The sequence below is a fragment of the Streptomyces sp. NPDC088746 genome (assembly GCF_044751065.1).
Taxonomy (GTDB): Bacteria; Actinomycetota; Actinomycetes; order Streptomycetales; family Streptomycetaceae; genus Streptomyces.
In genome coordinates, this window is record NZ_JBIVLA010000001.1 from 614,568 (window position 1) to 631,767 (window position 17,200).

General features: G+C 71.7%; 17 protein-coding genes. 10 read left to right on the plus strand and 7 right to left on the minus strand.

Translation table 11 applies throughout. The annotated features are described in order from the left end of the window. Positions 1-124: 124 nt before the first annotated feature. Positions 125-1,669 (plus strand): MFS transporter, encoded by a 1,545-nt coding sequence (locus tag ACIP63_RS02825; RefSeq protein WP_401510769.1) that lies wholly within the window; start codon positions 125-127, stop codon positions 1,667-1,669. Here the strand turns inward: ACIP63_RS02825 and pepE are convergent. Beyond that, a complete protein-coding gene (pepE, locus tag ACIP63_RS02830; protein WP_401510770.1) occupies positions 1,635-2,363 on the minus strand; it encodes a dipeptidase PepE in 729 nt (242 codons plus the stop codon). The genes ACIP63_RS02825 and pepE overlap by 35 nt on opposite strands. A gap of 46 nt (positions 2,364-2,409) precedes the next feature. Continuing rightward, positions 2,410-3,237 carry an IclR family transcriptional regulator gene (locus ACIP63_RS02835; protein ID WP_401510772.1) on the minus strand — a complete coding sequence of 276 codons (828 nt, stop codon included), beginning with the start codon at positions 3,235-3,237 and terminating at the stop codon, positions 2,410-2,412. Positions 3,238-3,385: 148 nt separating this feature from the next. On the opposite strand from ACIP63_RS02835, the gene ACIP63_RS02840 reads away from it, so the two are divergent. The 6 genes from ACIP63_RS02840 to ACIP63_RS02865 all read left to right on the plus strand — a co-directional run bounded on the left by ACIP63_RS02840 (position 3,386) and on the right by ACIP63_RS02865 (position 9,791). Next, positions 3,386-4,339, plus strand: coding sequence for a DUF1177 domain-containing protein (locus ACIP63_RS02840; protein WP_401510774.1), 954 nt, complete (start codon positions 3,386-3,388; stop codon positions 4,337-4,339). Continuing rightward, a complete protein-coding gene (locus ACIP63_RS02845; protein WP_401510776.1) occupies positions 4,339-5,730 on the plus strand; it encodes a cytosine permease in 1,392 nt (463 codons plus the stop codon). The genes ACIP63_RS02840 and ACIP63_RS02845 overlap by 1 nt, the downstream gene beginning before the upstream one ends. After that, positions 5,727-7,034 (plus strand): M20/M25/M40 family metallo-hydrolase, encoded by a 1,308-nt coding sequence (locus tag ACIP63_RS02850; protein ID WP_401510777.1) that lies wholly within the window; start codon positions 5,727-5,729, stop codon positions 7,032-7,034. Before ACIP63_RS02845 ends, ACIP63_RS02850 begins: the two co-directional genes overlap by 4 nt. Before the next feature lie 131 nt (positions 7,035-7,165). Further along, positions 7,166-7,822, plus strand: a complete 657-nt coding sequence (locus tag ACIP63_RS02855; protein WP_401510779.1) for a class I SAM-dependent methyltransferase — start codon at positions 7,166-7,168, stop codon at positions 7,820-7,822. A gap of 23 nt (positions 7,823-7,845) precedes the next feature. Continuing rightward, on the plus strand, positions 7,846-8,769 hold the full coding sequence (locus tag ACIP63_RS02860) for an N-acetylmuramoyl-L-alanine amidase (RefSeq protein ID WP_401510781.1): 924 nt from the start codon (positions 7,846-7,848) through the stop codon (positions 8,767-8,769). Between the two features lie 188 nt (positions 8,770-8,957). Continuing rightward, positions 8,958-9,791 carry a hypothetical protein gene (locus ACIP63_RS02865; protein WP_401510783.1) on the plus strand — a complete coding sequence of 278 codons (834 nt, stop codon included), beginning with the start codon at positions 8,958-8,960 and terminating at the stop codon, positions 9,789-9,791. 61 nt (positions 9,792-9,852) lie between these two features. On the opposite strand, the gene ACIP63_RS02870 is transcribed toward ACIP63_RS02865, so the two are convergent. Together ACIP63_RS02870 and ACIP63_RS02875 are read right to left on the minus strand one after the other, a co-directional pair. Next, positions 9,853-10,632 (minus strand): maleylpyruvate isomerase N-terminal domain-containing protein, encoded by a 780-nt coding sequence (locus ACIP63_RS02870; protein WP_401510785.1) that lies wholly within the window; start codon positions 10,630-10,632, stop codon positions 9,853-9,855. Positions 10,633-10,671: 39 nt separating this feature from the next. Beyond that, positions 10,672-11,232, minus strand: a complete 561-nt coding sequence (locus tag ACIP63_RS02875) for a hypothetical protein (protein ID WP_401510786.1) — start codon at positions 11,230-11,232, stop codon at positions 10,672-10,674. A 140-nt stretch (positions 11,233-11,372) separates the two neighbouring features. Here ACIP63_RS02875 and ACIP63_RS02880 point away from each other — a divergent pair, with 140 nt between their 5' ends. Further along, the gene (locus ACIP63_RS02880) at positions 11,373-11,666 is read left to right on the plus strand and encodes a hypothetical protein (RefSeq protein ID WP_401510788.1); all 294 of its coding nucleotides are present in this window, start codon (positions 11,373-11,375) and stop codon (positions 11,664-11,666) included. On the opposite strand, the gene ACIP63_RS02885 is transcribed toward ACIP63_RS02880, so the two are convergent. Genes ACIP63_RS02885 through ACIP63_RS02895 form a run of 3 tightly spaced genes read right to left on the minus strand, consistent with a single transcriptional unit; the run spans position 11,663 to position 14,836 of the window. Beyond that, positions 11,663-12,742: a prenyltransferase gene (locus ACIP63_RS02885; protein WP_401510790.1), complete on the minus strand. Its 1,080-nt coding sequence runs from the start codon at positions 12,740-12,742 to the stop codon at positions 11,663-11,665. The genes ACIP63_RS02880 and ACIP63_RS02885 overlap by 4 nt on opposite strands. Continuing rightward, on the minus strand, positions 12,739-13,470 hold the full coding sequence (locus tag ACIP63_RS02890; RefSeq protein ID WP_401510792.1) for a class I SAM-dependent methyltransferase: 732 nt from the start codon (positions 13,468-13,470) through the stop codon (positions 12,739-12,741). Before ACIP63_RS02890 ends, ACIP63_RS02885 begins: the two co-directional genes overlap by 4 nt. A gap of 52 nt (positions 13,471-13,522) precedes the next feature. Then, positions 13,523-14,836, minus strand: coding sequence for a glycosyltransferase family 4 protein (locus tag ACIP63_RS02895; protein WP_401510794.1), 1,314 nt, complete (start codon positions 14,834-14,836; stop codon positions 13,523-13,525). A gap of 230 nt (positions 14,837-15,066) precedes the next feature. On the opposite strand from ACIP63_RS02895, the gene ACIP63_RS02900 reads away from it, so the two are divergent. Further along, a complete protein-coding gene (locus tag ACIP63_RS02900) occupies positions 15,067-15,675 on the plus strand; it encodes a TetR family transcriptional regulator (protein ID WP_401510796.1) in 609 nt (202 codons plus the stop codon). 287 nt (positions 15,676-15,962) lie between these two features. Further along, positions 15,963-17,198, plus strand: a complete 1,236-nt coding sequence (locus ACIP63_RS02905) for a substrate-binding domain-containing protein (RefSeq protein ID WP_401510797.1) — start codon at positions 15,963-15,965, stop codon at positions 17,196-17,198. Positions 17,199-17,200: the final 2 nt, after the last annotated feature.

Here is a 17,200-nt window from a genome sequence, read left to right on the forward strand (position 1 = left end):
ATCGCAGGCACAAGGAAGCGTTCAACATGCACACACTTGGCGGTCGGCGCTGCCCGTCGGCGCGCTGCCGCATGCTCCATTTAGCTCGATCTTCTGCTTCTTCCCCTGCCCGGAGGCCACACGTATGCAACGGACGACGAACGGACAGCAAGCCGGGGCGCTCCCCGACCCGCGCAGGGTCAAGGGGGGCGGCGTCGTACCCGTTCTCGCGTTCACGGGGATCACGGTCGCGGTGATGCAGACCCTGCTCGTCCCCGTCATCAAGGACCTGCCGTCCCTGCTCGGCACCGATCCGGCGAACGCGACCTGGGTGATGACGGCCACCCTGCTCGCCGGGGCCGTCGCGACCCCGATCATGGGGCGGCTCGGCGATCTGAACGGCAAACGGCGGATGCTGCTGGCCAGCCTCGCCGTGATGGTGGTGGGCTCGCTCATCTGCGCGTCCACCGACAGCCTCGTGATCATGATCGTCGGCCGGGCGCTCCAGGGCTTCGCCATGGGCGCCATCCCGCTGGGGATCGGCATCATGCGCGACGTGCTGCCGCGCGAGAAGCTCGGCTCGGCGATGGCCCTGATGAGCTCGTCCATAGGCGTCGGCGGCGGACTCGCGCTGCCCGCCGCCGCGATCGTCGCCCAGCACGCCGACTGGCACGCGCTGTTCCTCGCTTCGGCCGGCCTCGGGGTGCTGGCCATGACCCTGACCGTCCTCGTCGTGCCGGAGCCGCCGCTGCGCGCGCCGGGGCGCTTCGACGTCGTCGGAGCCCTGGGCCTCTCCCTCGGCCTGGTCTGCCTGCTGCTGCCCGTGACCAAGGGCGGCGACTGGGGCTGGACCTCTCCCCTGACACTCGGCCTGATCGCCGCGTCCCTGGTGATCCTGGTGCTGTGGGGCCTGTTCGAGCTGCGCTCCCCGGCACCGCTGGTCGATCTCCGCACCAGCGCCCGCCGCGAGGTGCTGCTCACCAACCTCGTCTCGATCATGGTCGGGGTCGCCTTCTACGCCGTCTCCCTGGTCCTGCCGCAGCTGCTCCAGCTGCCCGCGTCGACGGGGTACGGCCTGGGGCAGTCCATGGTGGTGGCGGGGCTGTGCGTGGCGCCGCTGGGTCTGACCATGATGTTCGTCGCCCCGCTGTACGCACGGCTCTCCGCCCGCCGCGGGCCCAAGACCACACTGATCCTCGGCATGCTGGTCATCGCCGTCGGTTACGGGGCGGGGCTCGGCCTGATGAGCGCCGCCTGGCAGACGGTGGTCATCGCGGTCGTGCTCGGCGCGGGGATCGGGCTCGCGTACTCCTCGCTGCCCGCCCTGATCATCGGCGCGGTCGACGCGTCGGAGACGGGTGCGGCCAACGGCCTGAACACACTGATGCGGTCGATCGGCACCTCGCTGTCGAGTGCGGTGATCGGCATGGTGCTGGCGAACACCTCGGTGCGGATGGGCGCGGTGGACGTCCCCACCATGGAGGGCTTCCGGACCTCGTTCATGATCGCCACGGGGGCGGTGCTGATCGGCCTCGTGCTGGCGGCGTTCCTGCCGGCGCAGCGGAAGGCGCACCCGGTGCTGCTGGCCAGCAGCGCGGGCGACGCGCTCGCCGCGCCCGAGTCCGCGGCCGAGCCCGCCCCCGTGGCGGCACCGGTCAGCGCGCCGGGGCGTCGAACCTCGGCTCCGTAGCCAGCAGCCGGGACACGTCGGTTCCGGCCGCGAGCTCCTGCGGCCGGACACCACGCGTGAACAGCCGGGCGGGCCGCGCGCCCTGGACCGTCGCCGTCCCCTCCTGGACGCGGAGCCAGGAGCCCTCGCGCAGCCCGAGCACGGGGACGTCGTTCTCCTCGAGGAATTCGGTGAGCCGCTCCTCGCGGGTCTCGCCCTTGTGGGTGCTGTCCGGGTCCGGGTCCAGGTAGTGCGGGTTGATCTGGAACGGGACCAGGCCCAGCGCGTCGAAGGACGGCGGCTGCACGATGGGCATGTCGTTGGAGGTCCGGAGGGTGGGCGCGGCCATGTTGGTGCCCGCGCTGGCGCCCATGTAGGGCAGTCCGTCCCGCGCGGCGTCCCGCACCGCCTCGCGCAGGCCGGTGCGGTACAGGGCGTCGAGGAGCCGGAAGGAGTTGCCTCCGCCGATGAACACGGCGTCCGCGGCGGCGAGTTCGGCGAGCGGGTCGGCGCCCTCGTGGACGCCGCGCACGCCGATCCCGGACGGCTCCAGAGCGGCGCGGACGCGCGCGGTGTACGCGTCGTGGTCGGCCAGCGCGTAGGGCACGAAGGCCAGTCGCGCGTTCGCCGGAAGGAACGCCGTGACGGTGTCCAGGGCGTGTTCCAGATAACCGCGGCCGTACTGGGTGGAGTTGGAGAGCAGCAGCAGATTCACGGGTGTTCCTCGTGCGTAGGGGGCGGGATCGGCGGTCGGACAGGGCTCAGGCGGTACGGGGCCGTCCCGCGCGGGACTTCGGCCGCTGGGGCGGGTGCGTGAGCCGCTGCTCCAGCAGGTGGGCGGCGTGGCGCAGGGCTTCGAGCCGGTCCTCGGGGGCACCCCGGAAGCGGTCCTCGCCTCCGCCGAGGCTGAGGCTGCCGTAGGGCTCGCGGCGCAGGAACACCGGTACGGCGACGGTGGCGATGCCGGTGTCGTACTCGCCCACGGTCCACGCGTACCCCTGGGCGCGGACCTTCATGAACTCCTTCTCCAGCAGATCCGGGTCGGTGACGGTCCGGTCGGTGAAGCGCGCCATGGGGCGGCCCCGGAAGAGCCGGTGGCGCTGGTCGTCCGGCAGGTAGGCGTAGAAGGACTTACTGGTGGCCCCGGCGTGCGCCGGGTAGAGCTCACCGACCAGCGGGTAGTAGCGCAGCGGCCCGGCCTCGCCCTCCTCGGCGGCCACGCACCGCATGTGGAAGTTGTCCGGGAGGCAGAACAGGACGGTGTCGCCGGTGGTCCGGCGGAGCTCCTCCAGGACCGGGCCTGCCAGCAGCTCCAGTGACCCCGAGCGCTCCCAGAGCCGGCCGAGCCGCAGCACGGCGGGGCCGATGCGGTAGCGGCGGGTGACCGGGTCGGACACCAGGAAGCCTCGGCCCGCGAGCGTGGCCAGCAGGCGCTGGGCGACCGAGGTGTCCCAGCCGAACTCCTCGGCGACCTCGGTGACGCCCCAGTCGGGCCGGGTCCGCTCGAAGGCGAGCAGCACCAGGAGCGCCCGGTCGACGGTCTGCAGCGCCCCGGAGGGGGTCCGGCGGTCCGGATCGAAGTCGGCCATCAGCATCTCACCATTCAGACCTGAATTGCAGATAACGGGAAAGCATTGCGTTCCAAGGTAGCCGATCCCGAATGTTGCTCCAGCACCCCGCCCCGCGCTTCCCCGTAGGAGCGCCGGGCGGGTGTCCCGCACCGGAGAAAGGCCCCCCATGCTCAAGTACGTACTGGACATCGTCGAGCTGCTGGACGACCCGCAGGTCAGCGGCAAGTCCGTCGTCGGATACCTCGACTCCGTCGCCGGGGCCACGGGCTCGGCGGCCGAGGTCACGACGGTCACCGGCGACCGGGGGGCGACGGACTTCGTACTCGTCCGCATCCCGGGCACCCACGGGCGCACCTCGGGCGGCAGCGCCCGGACCCTCGGGGTCGTCGGCCGGCTCGGCGGCGTCGGCGCCCGGCCGGAGGTGACCGGGCTCGTGTCCGACGCCGACGGCGCGGCCTCGGCGCTCGCCACGGCCGCCAAGCTGCTGGACATGCGCCGACGGGGCGACGCGCTGCCCGGTGACGTGATCGTCGCCACGCACATCTGCCCGAACGCTCCGACCGAGCCGCACGACCCGGTTCCGTTCATGGGGTCCCCGGTGGACATCGCCACGATGAACCGGCACGAGGTCACCGGCGAGATGGAGGCCGTGCTCTCCATCGACACCACCAAGGGCAACCGGATCATCAACCACAAGGGTCTGGCCCTTTCACCCACGGTCAAGGAGGGCTGGGTGCTCCGGGTGTCCGAGCAGCTCGGGGAGCTGCTCGCCGTGGTGACCGGTGAGCCGTTGGTCACGTATCCCGTGACCACCCAGGACATCACCCCGTACGGTAACGGTGCACACCACATCAATTCGATCCTGCAGCCCTCCACCGCGACCGCCGCTCCGGTCGTCGGTCTGGCGGTCACCTCGGCCGCCGCGGTGCCGGGCTGTCAGACGGGCGCGAGTCACGAGACGGACATCGCGTCCGCCGCCCGGTATGCCGTCGAGGTCGCCAAGGCCTTCGGCGCCGGAACCCTGGACTTCCACGACGCGGTGGAGTTCGACAACCTCGTCACCCGCTACGGGTCACTCGCTCACCTGCAGACCTTCGGCCGCACCCCCCAGGAGTCCTGATGGCATCCGACAGCCGGTCCGCCGCCACGGCCCCTGAGACCAAGGCCATCGGCAGCGACGACTACTCCCTCTCCCGGGTGCCGCGCGACAAGCGCTTCGGCTTCTGGTCGATGCTCCTGCAGTGGCTGGCCCAGTCCGGGTCGATCTCGCAGTTCACGCTCGGCGCCACCATCGGTGTGGGCATGACCTTCGGGGACGCGTTCCTCGCCTTCACGCTCGGCGCGGTGATCCTGGAGATCGTCATCTTCGCGATCGGCATGGCCGGGATGCGCGAAGGCCTGGCGACTCCGATGCTGACCCGCTGGGTGGGCTTCGGCAGAAACGGTTCGGCACTGGTCAGCTTCGTCATCGCGGTCAGCCTGGTCGGCTGGTTCGGCGTCCAGAACACGATCTTCGGCGACAGCGTCTCGGCACTCGTCGGCGGCCCGTCGTGGATGTGGTGCGTCGTCGCGGGCATCGCCATCACCGCCCTGGTGATCTTCGGCTTCCGTTACATGGCCCTGTTCGCGAAGATCGTCACCCCGCTCTTCTTCGGCATGGTCGCCTGGTCGGTGATCACCACGCTCGACGACCACTCGCTCGGCGACCTGATGAGCTCGCCGCCGCCCGGTGAGACGATCCCGTTGGCGGTGGCCGCCACCGCGATCGCCGGCGGCTACATGACCGGCGCCATCGTCTCGCCCGAGATGACCCGCTACAACAGGAAGGGCTCGCACGTCTTCGTGCAGAGCGCCTCCTCCATGATCCTCTCCGAGTACATCGTCGGCATGGTCGGTGTGCTCCTCGGCCACCTGGTGAAGTCCAGCGAGGTCTCGCACATCGTGCTCTCCACCTCGGGCGCGTTCGGCGTGATCGTGGTCCTGATGTCCACCGCCAAGATCAACGACTGGAACCTGTACGGCTCCTCGCTCGGCGTCGTCAACTTCTTCCAGGTCGTCTTCGGCAAGCGGCTGCACCGAGGCGTCGTCACCGTCGCCCTCGGAGCCGCCGGCACACTCCTCTCCGCGGTCGGCATCATGACCCACTTCACGGAGTTCCTCTCCCTGCTGGGCGTGATGATCCCGCCCATCGGCGGCATCATCGTCGCCGAGTACTGGGTCGTGAAGCGGATGCGGCGGCCGTTGGACGAGACCCGTGAGGCCGAGATCCTCCCGCGCACCTCTCCCACCTGGGTGCCGATGTCCCTGGCCATCTGGCTCACCGCGTTCTGCGTCGGCAAGTTCTACGACGGCGGCATCCCCGCGCTCAACTCGCTGGCCACCGCCTTCCTCCTGTACTGCGTGCTCGGCCTGCTGGGCTGGGTCAGGCCGTACGGCACCTCCGCCCTGGACGACGACGCGCACACCCCCGCACCCGCCGCCCACGTCACCACCCCGACAGGAGCAGCATGAGCATCGTCCCCGCGTCCGAGCAGGCCCAGGAGGAGGTCGTCGGTCTCTGCGCCGAGCTGATCCGCTTCGACACCTCCAACCCCACCAGCGACGAAAGCGCCGCGGCGGACTGGGTGGTGGCCCGGCTCGCCGAGGTGGGCATCGAGTCCGTGCTGGTCGAGTCGGCCCCCGGCCGGGCCAACGTCATCGCGCGCGTCGCGGGCGCCGACGCGTCGCGGGGAGCCCTGCTGGTGCACGGCCACCTCGACGTCGTACCCGCCGACGCGTCCGAGTGGCAGGTGCCGCCGTTCTCCGGCGAGATCCGCGACGGCTATCTCTGGGGGCGCGGCGCGATCGACATGAAGGACACGGTCGCGGTCCTGCTGGCCACGGCCCGGCACTTCGCCCGGACCGGCACGCGGCCGGCCCGCGATCTGGTCCTCGCCTTCCTCGCCGACGAGGAGGCGGGCGGGAAGTTCGGCGCGCACTGGCTGGTCGAGCACCGCCCCGAGCTCTTCTCCGGGGTCACCGAGGCGATCGGCGAAGGGGGCGGATTCTCCTTCGCGATCGACGACACCCGGCGGCTGTACCCGATCGAGAACGCCCAGCGCGGCATGGCCTGGATGGAGCTCACCGCCACCGGCCGCGCCGGCCACGGCTCCTCCCCCAACGACGAGAACGCGGTCACCGACCTCGCCGAGTCCCTCACCCGGATCGGCCGCGAGACCTTCCCGATCCGCCTGATCGAACCGGTCCGCGCCCTGCTGGAGGAGGCCGCCCGCCTCTACGATGTGGAGTTCGACGAGGACGACGTCGAGGGCACCCTGTCCCGGCTGGGGCCGGTCGCGGACTTCATGCAGGTGGTGCTGCGCAACAGCGCCAACCCCACCATGTTCGACGCGGGTTACCAGACCAATGTGATCCCCGGGAAGGCGACCGCCCGCGTCGACGGCCGCTTCCTGCCGGGCCACGAGCAGGAGCTGATCGACACCATCGACCGGCTGCTGCTGCCGTCCGTCAGCCGCGAGTGGGTCAACCACGACATCGCGATGGAGACGACGTTCGACGGGCCGCTGGTCGAGGCGATGTGTGACGCGGTCCGCGCGGAGGACCCGGACGGCCACCCCGTGCCCTACTGCAACCCCGGCGGCACCGACGCCAAGGCCTTCACCCACCTGGGCATCCGCTGCTTCGGTTTCAAGGGGCTGAAGCTCCCGCACGACCTGGACTACGGCCGGCTCTTCCACGGCGTGGACGAGCGCGTCCCGCTGGAGGGCCTGCGCTTCGGCGTCCGGGTCATGACCCGGCTCTGGCAGAGCTGCTGACCTGACCGGCAGCCCCGCCAGGGGCCCCGACCCGGGCCCACCCCACCCGTACGCCCCCGCCGCTCCCCGCGCCGGGGGCGTACGGCACGATGGGACGCCGTCCGATCCACCGCCCCACCAGGAGGAACCCCGTGGCCGCCGAGTCCCCCGCCCGTCCCGCCCCGGAGGTTCTCGCCGCCTTCGAGGCAGCCAAGGGCTTCATGCCGGTCCACGAAGGGCTCGCCCTGTACGCCGCCGCCGTCGAAGCCGCCGCGCTCGGGCTCCCGCTCCTGGAGGTCGGCACCTACTGCGGGCGGTCCACGATCCTGCTGGCCGACGCCGCCCGCGCCGCCGGGCTGACGGCGCTCACCGTCGACCACCACCGGGGCAGCGAGGAACAACAGCCCGGCTGGGAGTACCACGACACGTCGGTGGTGGACCCGGAGATCGGCCTGATGGACACGCTGCCCACCTTCAGGCGCACCCTGCACCGGGCCGGGCTGGAGGAGCACGTGGTCGCCCTCGTCGGACGGTCCCCGCAGGTCGCGGCCGTCTGGGGCGGGGCGCTCGGCCTGGTCTTCATCGACGGCGGACACACCGACGAGCACGCGAACGGCGACTACGAGGGCTGGGCCCCGAAGGTCGCGGACGGCGGCCTGCTGGTCATCCACGACGTGTTCCCGGACCCGGCGGACGGCGGCCAGGCCCCTTACCGTGTCCACCAACGCGCCCTGGCTTCCGGGGCGTTCACCGAGATCTCGGTGACGGACTCGCTGCGCGTCCTGCGGCGTACGGGGACGGGGATCTGAGGGTCACGGATAGCATCGCGGACGTGCGTCACGAAGACTTCCCTCCCCCCACGCCCCGCCGCGGGCCCGTGCTGGCCGCCGCGGCGCTGGCCGGTGTCTGTCTGACCGCCGCGGGGTGCGGGGGCGACGGCGGGCAGGGCCCCGGGGCCGGACCGGAGAGCGCGTCCCGGTCCGCCGCGTCCTCGCCCGCGTCCACCCCCTCGACCCCGCAGCCGTCCGCCCCGGCCGCGACCCCGTCCACCGGGACCACCTCCGCGACGCCCGCCCCCCGGGGGCCGCTCACGGGCCGGACCGTGGTGATCGACCCCGGGCACAACCCGGGCAACCGCGACCACACCCGGGAGATCAACAGTCAGGTGGACATCGGCACCGGGCACAAGGAGTGCGACACCACGGGCACGGCGACCGACGCGGGTTACGCGGAGGCCGAGTTCACCCTCGACGTCTCCCGCCGGTTGCGCACGCTGCTGGAGGAGCGGGGCGCGAAGGTCGTGCTCACCCAGGACGGCGACCGCCCCTACGGCCCGTGCGTCGACGAGCGGGCGCGGATCGGCAACAAGGAGCGGGCCGACGCGGTCGTCTCGGTCCACGCGGACGGTTCCGCAACCGGGAACCGTGGATTCCACGTCATTCTCCCCGCAGCGGTGAACGGCGACGGCGCGGACACCGCGAAGATCGTTGCCCCTTCGCGTGAACTTGGAGTGCGGATTGCCGGGAATTTCGTACGCGTTACCGGAAGCGCGCCTTCCAATTACGTCGGCGACTCCACGGGGCTGGACACCCGGGACGATCTCGGCGGCCTGAATCTGTCGACCGTGCCCAAAGTGTTCATCGAATGCGGCAATATGCGTGATCCGAAGGACGCCGCCCTGCTCACCAGTTCGGGCTGGCGGCAGAAAGCCGCTCTCGGTATCGCCGAGGGCATCGGCAGCTACCTGAAGAGGTAGTTCTGCGGTGATGGTGGCGACATTGGGGGGATAGCCCGTCCGGGGCCCGGGCAGCACCACAACCCGCCCGGGCAGACGATAGATTCATCCGTACGATGGGGAGCCGCCCCCCGAGCTTCGCGCCGTAACCCGCCGATCGGGCGGCATCGACGACCGCCCCGACGAGACGACCGACTAAGGACCTTCACGTGAATATCCGCTCCCTCACTCGAGGCGACGGCGTGGTGATCGGAGCAGCGGTCGTGCTGTTCATCGCCTCTTTCCTCGACCTCTCCGGCTACGACTGCCCCTCGGACGTGGACTGCTCGGGCTACAGCGCGAACGCCTGGGACTCGCTGTCCATGCTGATGAGCATCTACCTGGCCGGCATCATCGGTGCCGCGCTGCTGATCGTCAGCCGCGCGATGCCGGGCCGCAAGGTGGCCGGCTTCGAACTCGGCCAGTTCGGCGCCGCGTTCACCGTGTTCTCCCTGTGGACCATGTTCTGGACGATCATCGACGCGGGTGACGCGGGCGCCGGTCTGATCCTCGGACTGCTGGCGGCCCTCGTGCTGGCCGGCGCCGCCGTGGCCACTCCGATGGTTCCCGCGCTCCAGGCCCCGCTGCTGGGCGCACCGCGCCCGGCGCCGGCCGTGCAGCCGGCGTACGGCCAGCAGCCCGGCCAGGGCTACGGCTACCCCGGCGGCCAGCAGCCGTTCGGCGCGCAGCCGGGCCAGCCCCAGCCGTACGGCGCCCAGCCCGGCCAGCCCGGCCAGCAGGCTCAGCCGGACCACCAGCAGCAGGCCGCGCCGCAGGCTTCGCAGGGCGGTGGGGCACCGGCCGGTGACTTCACCCCGTTCTGGTTCGCGGTCCCGGTGGCCCGCCCGCTGTACGGCGAGGACGGCGCCCCCAACCCGATCGCGGAGCTCGCACCGGGCACCTGGTACCTCGCGGTCGAGCAGCGTGGCCCCGGGCTCATCGCCCAGACGCAGGACGGCCGTCGTGGCGTCCTCCAGGACACCACGGGCATCCAGCGCGGCTGACCCGTCCGACGCGCGTGGCCCCCGTCCTCAAGGGCGGGGGCCACGCGCGTGTCCGGGCCTCTCAGCCGAAGGACGACCTCTCCAGCCAGAAGTCCAGCAGCCCCCGGTCCCCCAGGACCTCCAGGCCGCCCTCGTCCGGCTTCTGCCTGCGGTTGAACGCCAGCATCAGGCCGGTCAGCGGGCCGCGGAGGGCCACGGTCGCCTTCTCGTGGGCATGGCGCCAGGTGAAGCCCTCCTCGCCGAAGTCGATGAGCCACTCCGCGCCGGGGACATCCGTGGCGTGCAGGTGCAAGGACCGTCCGCCGCCGCGCAGTTCGGCTGCTTCCGGGTCGCCCTGCGTCTGGGCGTAGGCGACGATCTGGAGCCACTCGGTGATCGTGTCGGCGGCCAGGCCGGGTGACACCTCGAAGGCCGTGCCCGCGGCGAGGGCCGCGTCCGCACCGTGGACGGCGGTCTCGTGAGCCATGCGCCGGGCCCAGAAGGCGGTCCGGCGCTCCCACCCCCAGGTCCAGACCTCGGTGTCCGGGCCCGCCTCGCGCAGGGCGTCCACGGTCGCGGCGGCGCCCGAGGTCAGCCATTCCACGAGAGCGTCCGCGCCGTCACCGACCGGCCCCGAGGCGCCCGGGACCTGGTCATCCGGGATCGCGTCGGCGGTCCGGCTGCGGACGATCTCACCGGCCCAGCGGTGCGCACCTCCGACGTGGACGACGAGTTCGCGCAGGTTCCAGTCGGGGCAGGTGGGGACGCGCAGGGTCAGGTCGGCGTCCTTGACCAGCGCACCCAACCGGTCGGTCTGCACCAGGATCTCGTCGCAGTACCGCACGTGTGAAAGGAGGGTCATTCTCGCACCCTATGCGCGTACGGACATCCGTTCAGCTGGTTATCCGCCCAGCTGTGAGGTCGACGGGACCTTGTTCTTCACCTCGGCGCCCGCGCTCTTCCCGGCGTCCTTCACGCTGTTGATGACGCTTTCGAAGGCCCCCACGTCCCCGGCGCCCGCCTCACCCTTGCTCATTTTGGTGGCCACGCCCTTGAGCGAGGCGATCCCGGCGGTCAGCGGGGCGACGGCCTTCGACAGGAGCGGGTCGCCCTTGGCGTTCTTCACCGCGGCGTCGAGCCGGTTGTACGCGAAGGCGCCCGCCAGCCCTGCCTTGACCATGGCGAGGCGGCGTCCGTCCGCGCCCTTCTTGAACTTGCCGGCCCTGTAGGGCTTTACGATCCACTGGTACGCCGCCCCTGCCGCCAGGCCCGCGTTGGCCACGAAACGCGCCTTGGCGTACTTCTGCTTCTGCGCCGAGGTCGTGGGGCTCGGGCTCGCGGAACCGCTGGCGGCCTGGGTACCGCCGCCGTCGTCGTCCCCGCAGGCGGTGGCCCCCGCCAGGAGGGCGCAGGACAGCATCAGCGCCACGACGAGCCGGCGGAGCGGTACGGAACGGGGCACGACGAGCCTCCCTGACCAGGGTCATCACGGTGAGTGACGCGGTCCGGCACTCGTCGTCAGGCTCGCCCGTGCGGGCACGGGCCGCCACCCGGCGCACGCCGTACGGGTTTCACCCAGCGTAAAGCGGCAATCCGGAGAACATGTCTCCCAGAACAGGCACAGGAAGCAGCACCGCAGCACGCGTCATAGCCGTCGTCGCGGACATCATGGCCTTCATCATCATTCTGTGGATCCTGATGTACCTGCTCGACGCCAACCGGGGTAACGACCTGGTTCAGTTCGTCCAGGACTCGGCCCGCTGGCTGGCCGGCTGGTCGCACGACCTGTTCACCTTCGACGAGGCGTGGGCGCGCGTCGTCACGGGCTACGGACTGGCCGCCGTCGTCTACCTGTTCATCGGTCACGCCGTGGCGGGCCGGGTCCGCCGCTTCTAACCGACCCGGCAGCAGTCCGGTTCCAGCCCCGTCGGCAGCCGTTCGCCGCTGAAGACCGCGGTGGTCGCCTCGTCCCCCCCGAGCGCGGCCACCGCGAGCAGCAGTGATCCGGCCGTCCAGGTGGTGAGCTCCTCGGGCCATATGGCCCGTTCGCCCTCGAAGACGTACCCCGTCCAGTAGAGACCGCCCTCGGCCCGCAGGTGCTGGATCGACTGCAGGATCTCCAGGGCGCGGTCCGACTCCCCCGTCACCCAGAGCGCCAGGGCCAGTTCGCAGCTCTCGCCGCCCGTCACCCAGGGGTTGGGGAGCACGCAGCGCACGCCGAGTCCGGGGACGACGAAGCTGTCCCAGCCGTCCTCGATCCGCCGGGTCGCGGCGGCGCCGGTGACCGCGCCGCCGAGGACCGGGTAGTACCAGTCCATCGAGTAGCGGCTCTTGTCCAGGAAGCGCTCGGGGTGGCTGCGGATCGCGTGGCCCAGGGCCCCGGCCGCCAGCTCCCAGTCGGGCTGGGCCTCCTCGCGCTGCTCCGCCAGTGCCAGCGCGCAGCGCAGCGCCTGGTAGACGGAGGAGGAGCCGGTCAGCAGGGCGTCGCCGACGGGGGTGCCGTCGGGCTCCCGCTTCCAGCCGATCTCCCCGCCGGGCTGCTGGAGCCGCAGCACGAACTCGACCGCGGCGAAGACCGTCGGCCACATCCGGTCGACGAACGCGTCGTCGCCGGTGGCGAGGTAGTGGTGCCAGACGCCGACGGCCACGTAGGCGCAGAAGTTGGTCTCGCGCCCCAGGTCGGTCGGCCGGTCTGGGTCACCGTCGTGGTACGCGGCGTACCACGAGCCGTCCTCGTTCTGGTGGCGTGCCAGCCACGCGTAGGCGCGGGCGGCGGCCTCGTGCTCGCCGGCCGCGTCCAGCGCCATCGCGGCCTCGGTGTGGTCCCACGGGTCGAGGTGGTGGCCGCGGAACCAGGGCAGCGCCCCGTCCTCGCGCTGCACGGCGAGCAGCGCGGCCACGGTCTCGGCGGCCTGTTCTGCGGTGAGGACGCCCGGCAGGACGAGGTGTTCGGTCTGCTCCGGCGTGCTCACGCCTCGGCCTTCGGCAGGTGCGGCTTGGTCGCGTACGCCACGAAGCTCTTGCCGACGACCGGGTTGAGCAGCTGCTCGGCGACCCGGGTGGCCAGGGGCTTCGTCATGATGTCCCAGACCAGCAGCTTGTGGTACGCGCGCACCGGCAGCGCCTTCTCGTTGTCCACGCCGAAAGCGCACTTCAGCCACCAGTAGGGGCTGTGCAGCGCGTGTGCGTGGTGGGTGCCGTAGGGCTTGAGCCCGGCCTCGCGGATCTTGCCGAGCAGCTCGTCGGCCTTGTAGATGCGGATGTGCCCGCCCTCGACCTCGTGGTACGCGTCGGAGAGCGTCCAGCAGACCTTCTCGGGGCCGTAGCGGGGCACGGTGATCGCGATCCGGCCGCCGGGCTTCAGCACCCGGACCATCTCGGCGAGGACACCCTTGTCGTCGGGGATGTGCTCCATCACCTCGGAGATGATGACGACGTCGAAGGAGGCGTCGGGGAACGGCAGGTTGAGCGCGTCGCCCTCCATCGCGGTGGCGGTCGCTCCCGCGGGTGCCTCACCGGCCTCCTTCATCGCGGCGAACCACTTCGCGACCTCGCGGATCTCCTCGCCGTTCTGGTCGAGGGCCACCACCTGGGCGCCGCGCCGGTAGCACTCGAAGGCGTGCCGGCCGGCGCCGCAGCCCAGATCGAGCACCCGGTCGCCGGCGGCGAGCGGGAAGCGGGTGAAGTCGACGGTCAGCACGGGGGCCTGCCTTCGAGGTCGGAGGTACGGATTCCGGGAGCCACGGGGGTGGTCACCTGTGGGCCCCCCGGGCTGCGATCGACTGACGGTACAGCTCGACGGTGCCGAGGGCGGCCTTGGCCCAGGTGAAGTTGGCCAGCACCCGGGCGCGGCCGGCCTCGCCGAGGCGGGCGCGCAGCTCGCGGTCGCCGAGGAGCCGGCCGAGGGCGGCGGCCAGTGCGCCCGCGTCGCCGGGCGGCACGGCGAGGCAGGTCTCCCCGTCGGGCCCCGTGACCTCCGGGATGGCGCCGCCGGTGGTGGCCACCAGCGGGGTCCCGGTGGCCATGGCCTCGGCGGCGGGCAGCGAGAAGCCCTCGTACAGGGAGGGGACGCAGGAGATCTGGGCGCTGCGGACCAGGTCGACGAGTTCGGCGTCGCTGATGCCCTTGACGAACTCGACGGCTTCCTGGAGCCCGTGGCGCGCGATGGCCTGGGCGACGGGGCCGCGTTCGGCCCGCTTGCCCACGACCACGAGGTGCGCGTCCGGGTTCTCGGTGCGGAGCTTGGCGAGGGCCTCTACGAGGTGGACGAGGCCCTTGAGCGGGACGTCGGCGCTGGAGGTGGTGACGATCCGTCCGGGGACCTCGGCGACCGAGGGGTCGGGCGACCAGAGGTCGGTGTCGGCCCCGATGTGGACGACCTGGATACGGTCCCGGCGCACCCCGAGGTGCTCGACGATCTCCTGCTGGGACGAGCCGGAGACGGTGAGGACGGACGGCAGGCGGCGGGCGACGCGCTTCTGCATGCGGGTGAAGCCGTACCAGCGGCGCACGGCGAGGCGGCGGCGCACCGATCCGGCGGCGTCCAGGTCCAGCCGGCGGTCGACGGTGATCGGATGGTGGATCGTGGTGACGAGGGGCGCGCCGATGTCGCCGAGCAGGCCGTAACCGAGCGTCTGGTTGTCGTGCACGACGTCGAAGTCACCGCGCCTGGCGAGGAGGTGACGGCGTGCCCGCATGCTGAAGGTGAGCGGCTCGGGGAAGCCGCCGGTCCACATGGTGGCGACCTCGGCGAAGTCGATCCAGTCGCGGTACTCGCCGCGTCCCGGGGTGCGGAACGGGTCGGGCTGGCGGTACAGGTCGAGGCTCGGCAACTCGGTGAGCGGAACGCCCTCGTCGAGCACCGGGTAGGGCTGGGCGCCGATCACTTCGACGCTGTGGCCGAGCCGGGCCAGCTCGCGGCCGAGGTGGCGGACGTAGACGCCCTGGCCACCGCAGAAGGGGTTGCCCTTGTAGGTCAGGAGTGCGATGCGCAGGGGCCGGTCACCGTCGGTGCCCGACGTGTCGCCGCCCGCGAAGGGGCCCGTCTCTATGGCCTCAGCGGTCACACTCGGCCCCCTTCTCACTACGTTCGCCGGAGCGTAACCGGTCGCGCTAATCTAGAACAAGTTTCAGACTGGGCGGTTCAACCCGCACCGAATCTACCGGCAGGTAGCGTCGGCGTGACGGCCGGATCAGGTGATTCGCGCCACGACTGTCACCCTGGCATGCTGTGCGCGCCCGGAAACAGACGCCCGGCCGGACAGGGAACCGGTTCTCCCTTTTTGGATGGGGACAGATGACAGCCGAAGCCAGGCCTGCGGAGCCTCCCCTGACGGAACGCCAGGAGGCCCGCCGCCGGAGCATTCTGCGGGCCGGCGCCCAGCTCGCGGGGCGCGGCGGTTTCGAGGCCGTCCAGATGCGTGAGGTGGCGGACGCCGCCGGGGTCGCCCTGGGCACGCTGTACCGCTACTTCCCGTCCAAGGTCCATCTGCTGGTGGCGCTCATGCAGGACCAGCTCCGGCATCTGCGCGACGTGCTCCGCAGACAGCCGCCCGCCGGGGACGACGCCGCCGAGCGGGTCGCGGAGACCCTGATGCTGGCCTTCCGGGCACTCCAGCGCGAGCCCCATCTGGCGGACGCCATGGTGCGGGCGCTGACCTTCGCCGACCGGGGGGTGAGCCCGGAGGTGGACGCCGTGTCCCGGCTGACGACGGCGATCGTCCTGGACGCGATGGAGGTCGAGGACCCCACACAGGAGCAGCTCTCCGTGGTCCGCGTCATCGAGCACACCTGGCACTCGGCGCTGATCACCTGGCTGTCGGGGCGGGAGTCGATCGCACAGGTGAGGCGGGACATCGAGACGGTGTGCGGGCTGATCGACCTCCCGGCGGACACGCGCCGATAGGGCCTTTCGTTTGGATCAGGCCGGATCAGGGAGCGGGGCCTGGCGCCGTGTATCGCAAGGCGAAGGATTGAGGCAACGCGGAGCGTTGTTGATTGACGACAACGCCGCGAGGTGCGGTGCCAGGGCACGCGAGCCCGGCCTGATCAAAACGAGAGGGCCTAGGTGCCCATGTGCGGTGCCCACACCGGGACCCGCCCAGGTGAGGTTCCCTGCACCATGTCGACGGCGCCACGGTGTTCGTACGGTTCGGCCGACATCACCCGAACCACGCCGAGGAGCCGGTCCCCATGCGTCGCAGAGCCGTAGGCACCGTCCAGAGAAGAACCCTGACCGCGACCGCTCTCGGCGCCGCCGCCCTGCTCCTGGTGGGGTGCACCGCCGCCGGGCAGGCGGGCAGCGGGTCCGGGGCCGGCGAGGGCGGCGACGAGGCCGTGAAGGTGGGCCTCGTCTACTCCCGTACGGGACTGCTCGCCGCGTACGGGAAGCAGTACCGCGACGGGTTCATGGCGGGCCTCGACCACGCGACGAAGGGCACCGGCAAGGCGGGCGGCCAACCGATCGAGGTCACCGAGCAGGACGACGCGGGCGACCCCGGCAAGGCGGTCTCCGCCGCGAAGAACCTGATCGGCAAGGGCTACAAGGTGCTGGCCGGCACCACCGACTCCGGTGTCGCGCTCCAGATGGCCCCGCTGGCCGCGCAGAACAAGGTGCTGTACGTCAACGGCCCGGCCGCCACGGACGCGGTGACCGGGATCAACGCGTACACCTTCCGGTCCGGCCGGCAGTCCTACCAGGACATCCTGACCGCGGGCACCATGCTCGGCGACCCCGGGGGCAAGAAGGTCACCGTCCTCGCACAGGACTCGACCTTCGGCCAGGCCAACGTCGCCGCCGTCAAGGCGGTCCTGGGCGCCGAGGGGGCGAAGGTGGGCTCCGTGCTCGCCCCGCCCGGCGCCACGGACCTCACGCCGTTCGCCCGGCAGGTGAAGGCGGGCGGCCCCGACCTGGTCTTCGTCGCCTGGGCCGGCGCGACCGCCCCCGCCCTGTGGACCGCGCTGGACCAGCAGGGCGTGCTGAGCGCCGCCAAGGTCGTCACCGGGCTGGCCGGCACGGCGTCGTACCCGGTCTTCGGCGCGGCCGGCGCCAAGGTCTCCTTCCTCGCGCACTACTTCCCCGGCGCCGGCGGCGGCAACGCCGTGGAGAAGGCCATGCTCGACGGCGTCGAGAAGGCGGGCGGCACCCCCGACCTGTTCAGCACCGACGGCTTCACCGCGGCGCAGATGATCGTGCGGGCCGTCGAGGAGGGCAGTGCCACCGACACCGCCGCGATGGTGAAGGCCCTGGAGGGCTGGAGCTTCGACGGGGTGAAGGGCAGGCAGCAGATCCGCGCCGAGGACCACGCGCTGGTGCAGCCGATGTTCGTCGCCGGGCTCAACGGCTCCGGAGCCGCCGCGAGGCCCGAGCTGGTGAGCACCCTGCCGATGGACACGGTGGCCCCGCCCGCGAAGCCCTCGGCGGGCTGACC